The sequence below is a fragment of the Billgrantia sulfidoxydans genome (genome assembly GCF_017868775.1).
GTDB lineage: Bacteria > Pseudomonadota > Gammaproteobacteria > Pseudomonadales > Halomonadaceae > Halomonas > Halomonas sulfidoxydans.
In genome coordinates this window covers 2,595,255-2,607,717 of the sequence record NZ_CP053381.1, presented here as the reverse complement: position 1 = coordinate 2,607,717, position 12,463 = coordinate 2,595,255, and the positions used below count along the sequence as shown (strand labels likewise).

At 66.3% G+C, this 12,463-nt stretch carries 8 protein-coding genes; all 8 read left to right on the top strand.

The features are described from left to right. Window positions 1–19 precede the first annotated feature (19 nt). The gene (cheA, locus tag HNO51_RS12025) at window positions 20–2,107 is read left to right on the top strand and encodes a chemotaxis protein CheA (RefSeq protein WP_209537528.1); all 2,088 of its coding nucleotides are present in this window, start codon (window positions 20–22) and stop codon (window positions 2,105–2,107) included. A 2-nt stretch (window positions 2,108–2,109) separates the two neighbouring features. After that, on the top strand, window positions 2,110–2,604 hold the full coding sequence (locus tag HNO51_RS12020) for a chemotaxis protein CheW (protein WP_159552561.1): 495 nt from the start codon (window positions 2,110–2,112) through the stop codon (window positions 2,602–2,604). Between the two features lie 80 nt (window positions 2,605–2,684). Then, complete coding sequence (locus HNO51_RS12015; RefSeq protein WP_197447580.1) at window positions 2,685–4,016, top strand: methyl-accepting chemotaxis protein; 1,332 nt, start codon at window positions 2,685–2,687, stop codon at window positions 4,014–4,016. 91 nt (window positions 4,017–4,107) lie between these two features. Beyond that, window positions 4,108–6,294, top strand: a complete 2,187-nt coding sequence (locus HNO51_RS12010; RefSeq protein ID WP_209537527.1) for a PAS domain-containing methyl-accepting chemotaxis protein — start codon at window positions 4,108–4,110, stop codon at window positions 6,292–6,294. A 48-nt stretch (window positions 6,295–6,342) separates the two neighbouring features. Then, on the top strand, window positions 6,343–8,529 hold the full coding sequence (locus tag HNO51_RS12005; protein ID WP_209537526.1) for a methyl-accepting chemotaxis protein: 2,187 nt from the start codon (window positions 6,343–6,345) through the stop codon (window positions 8,527–8,529). A gap of 2 nt (window positions 8,530–8,531) precedes the next feature. Next, on the top strand, window positions 8,532–9,413 hold the full coding sequence (locus HNO51_RS12000) for a CheR family methyltransferase (protein ID WP_209537525.1): 882 nt from the start codon (window positions 8,532–8,534) through the stop codon (window positions 9,411–9,413). Window positions 9,414–9,513: 100 nt separating this feature from the next. Further along, on the top strand, window positions 9,514–10,575 hold the full coding sequence (locus HNO51_RS11995; protein ID WP_242597112.1) for a protein-glutamate methylesterase/protein-glutamine glutaminase: 1,062 nt from the start codon (window positions 9,514–9,516) through the stop codon (window positions 10,573–10,575). Window positions 10,576–10,639: 64 nt separating this feature from the next. Then, a complete protein-coding gene (locus tag HNO51_RS11990; protein ID WP_209537524.1) occupies window positions 10,640–12,403 on the top strand; it encodes a methyl-accepting chemotaxis protein in 1,764 nt (587 codons plus the stop codon). Window positions 12,404–12,463 lie beyond the last annotated feature (60 nt).

Below are 12,463 nucleotides of genomic sequence, written 5' to 3'. Positions count from 1 at the left end.
ACACCAGGTGGTGAAGCGCATGGATATCACGGATTTCTATGACACTTTCTTCGAGGAAGCCGAAGAGCTGCTGGCCGACATGGAGCGCTACCTCCTGGAGCTCGACGTGGAGGCACCGGATACCGAGCATCTCAATGCCATCTTCCGGGCGGCCCACTCGATCAAGGGAGGGGCGGGCACGTTCGGTTTCGACGTGCTGCAGAAGACCACACACCTGTTCGAGAACCTGCTCGACCATACCCGCAAGGGCGAGCTCAAGCTGCGCCGGGATATCGTCGATACCTTTCTGGAAACCAAGGACATGCTCAGCGATCAGCTAGACGCCTACCGCAACGGCGACGAGCCCGATCAGGAGGCCTTCGAGCGTATCTGCAAGACGCTCCAGCAGATTGCGCTCGAAGAGATCGGCCAGGATCTGGAGGGGGGCGCGCCCTCAGCGCCGGCGCCCAAACCGGAGCCGCCGCCGGAACCCGTCGCCGCGAGCGAGCAGGACGGCGAGGCAGGCTCGAATCACTGCATCGTGACGTTGCTCAACGTGGGCGAGAAGGACCGTCAGCTGCTGGTCGAAGAGCTGGGCCAGCTGGGTGAGGTCATCGCCCACGGTGGCGACGAGGCGTGCTACGAGGTGACGCTCGCCTCGTCGGTCGGCAATGACGACATCGAGGCGGTGATGTGTTTCATCGTCGATGCCGAACAGGTCAACATCCGCGCCGCCGAAGGCACGCCGGCGATGCAGGCTGGCGAGCCCACGCCCACGCCGCAGGAGACACCTGCCGAGCCGGTGGCGGAGCCGCCGAAGCCGGCGGCCGCCGCCATGGCTGCCGACGATGGCAAACCCGCCAAGGCGAAGAACAAGGCCAAGGGGGGCGGCGAGTCGACCTCGATTCGAGTATCGGTCGACAAGGTCGACCAGATCATCAACCTGGTGGGCGAGCTGATCATCACACAGTCGATGCTCGACCAGACCGTCAGCGAGCTGGACGGCGTCGCCGACAGCGCATTGCTCAACGGGATGAGCCTGTTGCAGCGCAACGCGCGGGATCTGCAGGAGTCGGTGATGTCGATCCGCATGATCCCGATGGACTTCGTCTTCAGCCGCTTCCCCCGGGTCGTTCGCGAGACCGCGGGCAAGCTGGGCAAGGAGATCGAGCTCACCACCGAGGGTGAGGCCACCGAGCTCGACAAGAGCCTGACCGAGCGCATCATCGACCCGCTGACGCACCTGGTGCGCAACAGCCTCGATCACGGCATCGAGCCGCCCGACGTGCGCGAGGCGGCTGGCAAGCCGCGCACCGGCAAGCTGGTGCTGTCGGCCCGGCACCAGGGCGGCAACATCATCATCGAGGTGATCGACGACGGCGCCGGTCTCAATCGCGACAGGCTGCTGGCCAAGGCGCGCGAGAACGGCCTGCCCGTTTCCGACACCATGAGCGACGACGAGGTGTGGCAGCTCATCTTTGCTCCCGGCTTCTCCACTGCCAAGGAGGTGACCGACGTCTCCGGCCGCGGCGTGGGCATGGACGTGGTCAAGCGCAACATCCAGGGCATGGGCGGGCACGTGCTGATCATGTCCACGCCGGGCGAAGGCACCACCATCCGCATCGTGCTGCCGCTGACGCTGGCGATTCTCGACGGCATGTCGATCAAGGTCGGCAACGAGATGTTCATTCTGCCGCTGTCCGCCGTGCTCGAGTCACTGCAGCCGGCCAAGGAGGATCTCTACGCCATGGCCGGTGACGACGTGGTGCTCAAGGTCCGCGACGAGTACCTGCCGGTGGTGGCGGTACACGAGGCGCTGGACGTGCCGAACGCCAAGACCACGCTCACCGAGACCATCGCCGTGATCGTGCAGGGCGAAGGGCGTCGCTATGCCCTGCTGGTGGACGACCTGGTCGGCCAGCAGCAGGTGGTGGTCAAGAACCTGGAAACCAACTACCGCAAGGTGCCGGGGGTCTCCGCCGCGACCATCCTCGGGGATGGCAGCGTGGCGCTGATCCTCGACATCACCGGCTTGCATCGCCTCAGCCGGGCCAAGAAGGAGAAGCGCCGGCCCGAGCGGGGATTGCAGACACTTGAAGTCCTGACCGAAAACGCGCTGGAGAACTGATCATGAGCCAGACGAACGATGCGGCACTCGCCGCTGCCGAAGCCCACAACCGTGAATTCCTGGTGTTCTCGCTGGGCGACGAAGAGTATGCCGTCGACATTCTCAAGGTGCAGGAGATCCGTGGCTACGAGAACGTCACGCGAATCGCCAATGCGCCGGACTTCATCAAGGGGGTGACCAACCTGCGCGGGGTGATCGTGCCGATCGTCGACCTGCGTATCAAGTTCCACCTCGACAAGGTGGAGTACGGCGGCCAGACGGTGGTGATCGTGGTCAACGTCGAGGATCGTGTCGTCGGGATCGTCGTTGATGGCGTGTCCGACGTCATGACGCTCTCGCCCGACCAGATCAAGCCGGCGCCGGAGTTCGGGGTCACGCTCTCTTCCGATTTCCTCAGCGGGCTGGGCAGTCTCGAGGACCGCATGCTGGTCATCGTCGATATCGACAAGCTGCTGACCAGCGACGAGATGGAACTGGTGGAGCGTGTGGCGGAGTGAAGGGGGCTCAAGTTCGCCTCGCCCTTGCCGATGTCCGTATGAAAGGCGGTCTTTCCGCATGCCGCTCATAAGGGGATGACGTGAAGTTACTCGACAACCTGACAGTCCGGGCCAGCTGGTTCCTGGTGTTGCTGTTCTTCGGCGCGATGCTCGTCGTGCTGAGCGTCCTGGGTCTCTATGCTCTGCAACAGGGCAGCGCCGCCGTCGCCGCCATGGCGCCGCACGCGGGAGAGTCGGGTGCGGCGCATCAGGCCTCGTTTGCCGCTACGACCGGTCTGATCCGCCTGGCGATCGTCGCCGTGTTGCTGGGATCGGTCGTGGTGATGGGCATCGTGGTGTGGGGCATCAGCGTCAATGTGCTACGACCGCTCGCCCGTCTGGTCGGTTATTTCGAGGGCTTGGCCCAGGGCGACCTCTCCCAGCCGGTGGAGAACCGCGGCAGCAACGAGATCGGACGCCTGTTCACCTCGCTGCGACACATGCAGGATGGCCTTTCGGGCACCGTCGGCACGGTGCGCAGCAGCAGCGAGAGCATCTACCTGGGGGCCCAGGAGATCGCTGAGGGTAACGGCGAGCTGTCGTCGCGTACCGAGCAGCAGGCCGCCTCGCTGGCCGAGACCGCCTCCAGCATGGAGGAACTGGCCTCCACCGTGGAGCAGAACGCGGACAATGCGCGCCAGGCAAGCCAGCTTGCCGCCGAGGCATCGCGCACCGCGGCCCAGGGCGGCGAGGTGGTCGGCGAGGTCGTCGCGACCATGCACGACATCAGCGAAAGTTCGCACAAGATGTCCGACATCATCGGCGTCATCGACTCGATTGCCTTTCAGACCAACATCCTGGCGTTGAATGCCTCGGTCGAGGCGGCCCGTGCCGGCGAGCACGGTCGTGGCTTTGCCGTGGTGGCCCAGGAGGTACGCAGCCTGGCCGGACGCAGCGCCTCGGCAGCGGGCGAGATCCGCGCGCTGATCAACACCTCGCTGGAGCGGGTGGATGTCGGTACCGCACGGGTGGACCAGGCCGGTCGGACCATGGGAGAGATCGTCGCGGCCGTCCAGCGGGTCAGCGACATCATGGACGAGATCGCCTCGGCCTCCCTGGAGCAGAGCAACGGTATCGGCCAGGTCAACCAGGCCGTGACCCAGATGGACCAGGTGACCCAGCAGAACGCGACGCTGGTGCAGCAGGCCGCCACGGCGGCGACCCAGCTCGAGGCCGAAGCCGCTCGCCTGCGCGAGGCCGTCCTGCGTTTCCGCCTGGCGGGACAGCAGGGCGAGACACCATCGAAGGCGGGCCGGCAAGCCGGTCGGGCCGCCCCGCTTGCGCTGCAGGATCCGCTGCCCGCCAAGCGCAGCCAGAACGTCACGAAGGGCCGGCACGAAGAGCCGAAAGAAGAAGAGTGGGCCTCGTTCTAGGACCCGCCGGAGTCGCAGTGCCAGACAACGCAGGGGCGGCGTCATGCCAGCCGTTCCGCCCTGATCGAGCCGAATCGGCAAGGAAACTACAATGCGCAACAATCAGCCGGTGACACAGCGGGAGTACAAGTTGGACGATCGGCAGCTGCTGATCAGCCGCACCAACCTCAAGGGCCAGATCACTTACGCCAACGACACCTTCGTCGAAGTAAGCGGTTATCGCAGAGAGGAGCTGATCGGCTCGCCGCACAACCTGATTCGCCATCCCGACATGCCGCCAGAGGCCTTCGCGGACCTGTGGAAGACCATCAAGAAGGGCGAGACCTGGCAGGGGCTGGTCAAGAACCGGCGCAAGAACGGCGACCACTACTGGGTGCGGGCGACGGTCACGCCGATCATCGAGGACGGGCAGTGCCTGGGGTACACCTCGGTGCGCACGGTGGCCGAACCCGGCGCGATCGAAGCGGCCGAGCGCATCTACGCGGGCCTGCGCGAGGGGCGCTCCGCCTATGCCCTGCGCCAGGGGCTGGTGGTGCGGCGCGGCCCGCTGGGCTGGCTGGCACGCATCAACCTGCACTCCATTCGCGCCCGCCTCTCCATGCTCACGCTCTCGGCGCTGCTGCTGCTCGCGATCAGCGGCGGGGTCGGGCTTTTCGGCTTGCAGGCGTCGGGGGAGCGCCTGGCGGAACTGAACCGTGACGGCTTGCAGGACGTGATTCGACTTCAGCAGCTCGGTCAACTCGTCAACGAGGGGCCGCAGGGGCTCAGCGCCGAACAGCGCATGGATATCCTGGGCGAGCGGCACCAGCGCGCCGAGGAACTCTCTCGCATCGCCGGGCAGCTTTCGGAGCTGTGGGACGAGTACCTGGATCGTGACGTCAACCGTACGCCGATGGCGATGGAGTTCGACGCCTCGCTGACGAGCTTCCTAGATGAAGGCTTGGCATCCATGGCCGACGCGCTGGGCGGCGAGGAGGCCTTCGATGCCATGATGGCGCTGAACAACCAGACGGCTCCGCTGCGTGAAAGTGCGGAAGCCTTGACGGTACAGATCAACCAATTGATCGACCAGCAGCGCATCGCCGCCCTGGGCATGGCCGAGGACGCTGAGCAGGGGCAGCAGCAGATGCTGGTGGGCCAACTGGGCTTCATGGCACTCGGCTTCGTGTTGCTGATCATCATCAGCGTTTGGATCATGCGGGCGATTACCCGGCCGGTGCGCCGCGCGGCTGATTTCACCCTGCAGATCGCCTCGGGCAACCTGGCGGTGGCGATGCCGAAGCAGACCCGCGACGAGATCGGTGCGCTGCTGGGCTCGCTCGATACCATGCGCAAGAGCCTCTACAGCACAACCGCGAGCGTGCAGCAGGGTATCGACGTGGTGACGCCGGCGTCGCGTTCCATCGCGCGCGGCAACGAGGATCTCTCGGCGCGTACCGAGCAGCAGGCCGCCTCGCTGCAGGAGACCGCCTCCAGCATGGAGGAGATGACCACCACGGTGCAGCAGAACACCGACAACGCGCGCCAGGCCAGCGGGCTGGCGCTGGACAACGCCAGCCGCGTACGCGACACCGGCGAGCTGATGCATGGGGTGGTGCAGACCATGGCGCGCATCACCGCCGGCGCCGAGAAGATGAAGGACATCATCAACGTGATCGACTCGATCGCCTTCCAGACCAACATCCTGGCGCTGAACGCCTCGGTGGAGGCGGCGCGGGCGGGCGAGCAGGGGCGCGGTTTCGCGGTGGTGGCCGGCGAGGTGCGCAACCTGGCCGGGCGCAGCGCGGAGGCGGCCAAGGAGATCCGTAGCTTGATCGACGGTTCCGCCAGCGAGATCCACGAGGGGGCCAGCCAGGTGCAGCGCGCCGAGAGCGCGATGGCCGAGGTGGTGGCGGCCTCGCAGCGGGTCAACGACATCATGGGTGAGATCACCGCGGCGTCGGAGGAGCAGAGCAGCGGCATCGGCCAGATCAACCAGGCCATCACCGAGATGGACCAGGTGACCCAGCAGAACGCCGAGCGGGTGCAGCAGAGCGCGCGGGCGGCAAGCGACCTGCAGCGCCAGGCGGAGCAGCTGGCCCAGGCCATTCGCGTCTATCGCCTGCAGGGGGCTGGCCCCGAGACGGTGCCTGACGCGAAGGAGTCCGCCGGCCGGCCGGCCGGCGCCGCCAGCACGCCGGCGGCCACGTCAGCCGCGCAGCACGACCCGCTTCCTGCCAAGCGGGCACCGGCCAAGGCGCACGACCAGGCGCCCGAAGAGGAGTGGGAGACGTTCTAGTAGCGTGGCAGGGGACTCACTTACACGAGGCGGCAAAGGATAATAACGATGCGCGACAATCAGCCGGTAACGCAGCGGGAATTCAAGCTGGGCGAGGAGCATCTGCTCATCACCCGCACGGACCTGGAGGGGCGAATCACCTACGCCAACTCCGCGTTCGTCGAGGTCAGTGGTTACGCCCACGAGGAGGTGATCGGGGCGCCGCACAACCTGATTCGTCATCCCGACATGCCGCCCGAGGCCTTCGCGGACATGTGGAAGACCATCAAGAAGGGCGAGACCTGGCAAGGGGTGATCAAGAACCGCCGCAAGGACGGTGACCACTACTGGGTGCAGGCGACGGTCACGCCGATCCTGGAGGACGGCAAGTGCCAAGGCTACACCTCGGTGCGCACGGCGGTCGAGCCGGCGGCCGCCGAGGCGGTGGCTCGCGCCTATGCCCGGCTGCGTGAAGGGCGCGCCAAGCTGGCATTCCGGCGGGGGCAGCTGGTACGGCGCGGGGTGCTGGGTGCGTTTGCACGGCTCAACGTGCATACCCTGCGGGCCAAGCTGGTCACCCTGACCCTGGTGCCGGTACTGCTGCTGCTGCTCAGCGGGGCGGTGGGGCTGTATGGCCTCAAGGTATCGGGAGACCGTGTAGCCTACATCAATGGCAATGGCGTGCAGGACATCGCCGATCTGCAACGAGTCGACCAGCTGCTGAGCCAGTTGATGACCGACCTGGAGCGCCCGGTGCGCAACCCCAGGGCGCTGCGTCTGGAGCAGATCCAGGCGCTGGCAGACGAATCCGAAGTCGTCGTCGAGCGAGTCGGTGCCTCCTGGGACAGCTTCCTGGAGGGCGAGGACCCCACGAACGAGGAAATCGCGACCCTCGACGCCCAGCTCGGCGTCGCCGTCGATGAGGGCATCCGCCCCACGCTGCAGGCGCTGATCGACGGCAGCGGCTTTGCCGCCTACGAGGCCTACAACGATGTGCTGCGCCCGGAGGTCGAGAGCATCAGCCAGAGCATCAACGTGCTGATCGAGGGCAAGCTCGGCTATGCCAACCAGCTGGCGGAAGAAGCCGAGCGCGGTCAGGCCCTGATGCTCACGGGTCAGCTGGCGGCGCTGTCGGTGGGCATCCTGTTCCTGATCCTGCTGGGCTTCTGGACCCTGCGGGCGATCACCCGGCCGGTACACCGCGCCGTCGACTTCACCCTGCAGATCGCCTCGGGCAACCTGGCGGTGCGCTCGCCCGATCGTACTCGTGACGAGATCGGGGTGCTGCTCGGTGCGCTCAACACCATGCGCAAGAGCCTCTACAGCACGACCCGCAGCGTACAGCAGGGCATCGACGTGGTGACGCCGGCGTCGCGTTCCATCGCGCGCGGCAACGAGGATCTCTCGGCGCGTACCGAGCAGCAGGCCGCCTCGCTGCAGGAGACCGCCTCCAGCATGGAGGAGATGACCACCACGGTGCAGCAGAACACCGACAACGCGCGCCAGGCCAGCGGGCTGGCGCTGGACAACGCCAGCCGCGTACGCGACACCGGCGAGCTGATGCATGGGGTGGTGCAGACCATGGCGCGCATCACCGCCGGCGCCGAGAAGATGAAGGACATCATCAACGTGATCGACTCGATCGCCTTCCAGACCAACATCCTGGCGCTGAACGCCTCGGTGGAGGCGGCGCGGGCGGGCGAGCAGGGGCGCGGCTTCGCGGTGGTGGCCGGCGAGGTGCGCAACCTGGCCGGGCGCAGCGCGGAGGCGGCCAAGGAGATCCGTAGCTTGATCGACGGTTCCGCCAGCGAGATCCACGAGGGGGCCAGCCAGGTGCAGCGCGCCGAGAGCGCGATGGCCGAGGTGGTGGCGGCCTCGCAGCGGGTCAACGACATCATGGGCGAGATCACCGCGGCGTCGGAGGAGCAGAGCAGCGGCATCGGCCAGATCAACCAGGCCATCACCGAGATGGACCAGGTGACCCAGCAGAACGCCGAGCGGGTGCAGCAGAGCGCGCGGGCGGCAAGCGACCTGCAGCGCCAGGCGGAGCTGCTCGACCGGGCGATTCGTGTCTTTCGGCTGCGGGGTGCCGGGCTCGAGCAGGTCGTCGCCCACGGCCAGGAGAGATTCTCCGAGACCTCAGCCGAGCGCCCACGTTCTGCCACCCCCGCCTTGGGGCATGATCCGCTTCCCGTGCCGCGGACGCCTGGCAAGACCAGCAAGGCAACAGCCGATGAAGAGTGGGAAACATTTTGACGATGTCACAGGGCCCCGGAGTGGAACCGGGGCAATGGTCCGGGCTGGGTCACCTCGAGCGTGACCTGGTCCTCACCGACGAAGACTTTTCTCGGATTCGCCAGTTGATCTACCAGCGGGCGGGTATCGTGCTGGCGGAGCACAAGCGCGAGATGGTCTACAGCCGACTCGCCAAGCGCCTGCGCCACCATGGCCTGACCCGCTTCAGCGACTATCTGGAAAAGCTGGCGCGCCAGCCCGATGCGAGGGAGTGGGAGGCGTTCACCAATGCGTTGACCACCAACCTCACGGCGTTCTTTCGTGAGATGCATCACTTCCCGCTGCTGGCCGAGCACGTGCGCAAGGCCAGCGGGCCCGTGCGCATCTGGAGCGCCGCCGCTTCGACCGGAGAGGAGCCGTACTCGATCGCCATGACCCTGCACGAGAGCCTGGGCGCGCGGGCGACGGAGGCGCGTGTCGTGGCCACCGATATCGATACCGAGGCGTTGACGCGTGCGCGGGCCGGCGTCTATCCCGTCGAGCAGGTGCGCAAGATCGATGAGAGCCGGGTAAAGCGCTTCTTCCAGAAGGGCCGGGGGCAGCACGAGGGACTCGCCAGGGTGCGCCCCGAGGTCTCCTCGATGGTGGAGTTCCTGTCGATGAACCTGCTGGCGCCGCAGTGGCCGGTCAAGGGGCCCTTCGATGCCATTTTCTGCCGCAACGTCATGATCTATTTCGACAAGCAGACCCAGGCTCGAATCCTCGAGCGCTTTGCGCCGCTGCTCAAGGACGATGGCCTGCTGTTTGCCGGCCACTCGGAGAATTTTTCGTATATCAGCAAGGTGTTTCGCCTGCGTGGGCAGACCGTCTACACCCTGGCGGAGATGGCTGGCGCAGGCAGGTAGCGAGACGCCGTGAGGCTAAAGTTATCGCCGCCCGTGCCGATGAATCTCATATTGGCATGCCATGGGTCGCCATGACTCACCCATGAACAGGAGACTTGTCTTGGGATCGAACAGGATCAAGGTGCTGTGCGTCGATGACTCGGCGCTGATTCGCGACCTTCTCAGCGAGATCATCAACTCGCAGCCGGACATGGAAGTGGTCGCCGTGGCGCCCGATCCTCTGGTGGCGCGCGACCTGATTAAGCGCCACAACCCCGACGTCCTGACGCTCGACGTCGAGATGCCGCGCATGGACGGGCTCGACTTCCTCGAGCGCCTGATGCGCCTGCGGCCGATGCCGGTGCTGATGGTGTCGTCGCTGACCCAGGCCGGCTCGGAAATCACCCTGCGTGCACTGGAACTGGGGGCACTGGACTTCGTCGCCAAGCCGTCGCTGGGCATCCGCAATGGCATGCTCGAGTACGCCAATGACATCGCCGAGAAGATTCGCGCCGCGGCCAAGTCGCGCCCGCGCCAGGCGCGCCAGGCCCAGACGGCGCCGCGGGCCACCTTGAAGGCGCCGCTGGTATCGAGCGAGAAGCTGATCATCATCGGTGCCTCTACCGGGGGCACGGAAGCGATCCGTGCCGTACTCGAGCCGCTTCCCGCCAACAGCCCGGCCATCCTCATCACCCAGCACATGCCCGGCGGCTTCACCCGCTCTTTCGCCGAGCGGCTCAACCGCCTGTGCAACGTGACGGTGAAGGAGGCCAGTGACGGCGAGCGAGTGCTGCCGGGTCATGCCTACATTGCCCCTGGCGACGCCCACCTCAAGCTGGCACGCAGCGGGGCGAACTACGTGGCCAGGCTCGACGACGGTCCGCCGGTCAACCGCCACCGCCCTTCGGTGGACGTGCTGTTTCATTCCGCTGCCACCCAGGCAGGACGCAACGCCATCGGTGTGATCCTCACCGGCATGGGCAAGGATGGAGCCGCGGGCCTGCTTGAGATGCGCCAGGCGGGGTCTGCCACTCTGGCCCAGGACGAGGCGAGCTGCGTGGTCTTCGGCATGCCGCGCGAGGCGATTGCCTTGGGCGGAGCCGCCGAGGTGGCCAGCCTCGAGGACATTCCCGAGCGCCTGATGGCGCTGGTGGCGGCCTCGGGCCGCGCGCAGCGGGTTTGAGCCTTTACAAGAAAAGAACAAGACGACAAAAAAGTCGTCAGCCTACGCAAGGAGCCGCCCGGTAATGAGCCGCCTGATTCGCAATATCAGTATCAACGTGTCCGTGATCGCTGCACTGGCCAGCTTCGCCGTACTGATCGGCGTGGTGGCGCTGCTCTCGTTCCTGTCCGAGCGCCAGGCGGAGCGGGTCATGACGGATCTCGACCGCATCAACGCCCAGCAGCTCAACGAAGTCAACCGCGCCGATGCGCTGCTCAACGTGGCGCGGGTCAGCCTCGAGATCGCCTCCAACCAGATCATGCTGGGCCGCACGGCCGATGCCAATCAGCAGCTCGATGTCGCCGCGGATCGGATCGACCGGGCCGAGGCACGCCTGAGCAGCTTCTCAGCAGTGCCCAAGTTCGATGGCTCCCGTGACCTGGCGCAGCGCCTCGAGCAGCACTTCACTACGGTGCTCGGCCTGGTTCGGGATCAGCACGCCGCGCTCGACCAGCTCGATACGCCGCAGTTCGGCAGGCTGCGCGAAGAACTCATCGAACCCAGTGCCGCCCTGGCCAGCAGCATGACCGAGTTCGTTCACTATGGCTTCAGCACCGGACAGGCAATGACGGCCGACTTCCGTGCGCGGGCCGATCGCTTCGCTGCCATCAAGCTGGCCGCGCTGGTGCTGGCCGCCCTGGTGCTGGTGCTGGTGTATGTCGGGCTGCGTGCCACGGTGATCCGCCCGCTCAACTCCGCGGTCAATCACCTGCAGACCATCGCCAAGGCCGACCTGACGGGCAGGATCCCCGAGGGCAGCCGCAATGAGATCGGCAAGCTGTTCAATGCCATGCGCAACATGCAACAGAGCCTGACCCGCATCGTCGGTCAGGTGCGTGGCAGCAGCGGCTCGATCCATGTCGGCACGCGTGAGATCGCCAGCGGCAATGCCGACCTGTCGTCGCGCACCGAGCAGCAGGCGGCGTCGCTGGAGGAGACCGCCTCGAGCATGGAGGAGATCACCGCCACGGTCCGTCAGAATGCCGACAACGCGCGCCAGGCCAGCGGGCTGGCCCTGGACGCCTCGACCACGGCCGAGCGTGGCGGCGAAGTGGTCGATCGCGTGGTCAAGACCATGGGTGGGATCTCCGCGAGCTCACAGAAGATCAGCGACATCACCAGCGTGATCGACTCCATCGCCTTCCAGACCAACATCCTGGCGCTGAACGCCTCGGTGGAGGCGGCCCGTGCTGGCGAGCAGGGCCGCGGCTTCGCCGTGGTGGCCGGCGAGGTGCGCAACCTGGCCAGCCGAAGTGCCACGGCGGCGAAGGAGATCAAGGAGTTGATCGAGGGGTCGGTGGCCCAGGTCAAGGAGGGCTCGACCCTGGCCGAACAGGCCGGCGAAACCATGGACGAGGTGGTCAAGGCGGTGCGCCGCGTGACCGATATCATGGACGAGATCTCCGCAGCGTCCCAGGAGCAGAGCGATGGTATCGAGCAGGTAAGCCAGGCGGTGGGCCAGATGGATCAGGTCACCCAGCAGAACGCCTCGCTGGTGCAGCAGGCCACGGTCGCCGCGGCCTCGCTCGAGGAGCAGGCCAACCGTCTCGAGCAGGCCGTTGCCATATTTCGCCTGGCTGGCGATGCGCAGCGCGACTCCGCGCATGGCCAACCGCCGAGTGAGAAAGAGGGCGTGAACGGCGGAGCTTCGCTGACGCAACGCACTGCTGTCCCCGCCTTGGCCAACCCGGAACGCCGGGAGCGCCCGGCAGGCCGCGAGATCGATCCCAAGCCCAAGCGCAAGTCCCAGGCCGAGCCCGTGGTCGAGGGGGACTGGGAAGAATTCTGAACGCTCATTGCAACCGCGACGGCAATCGATGTCGTCGGATGACGATCAACGTCTGATAGA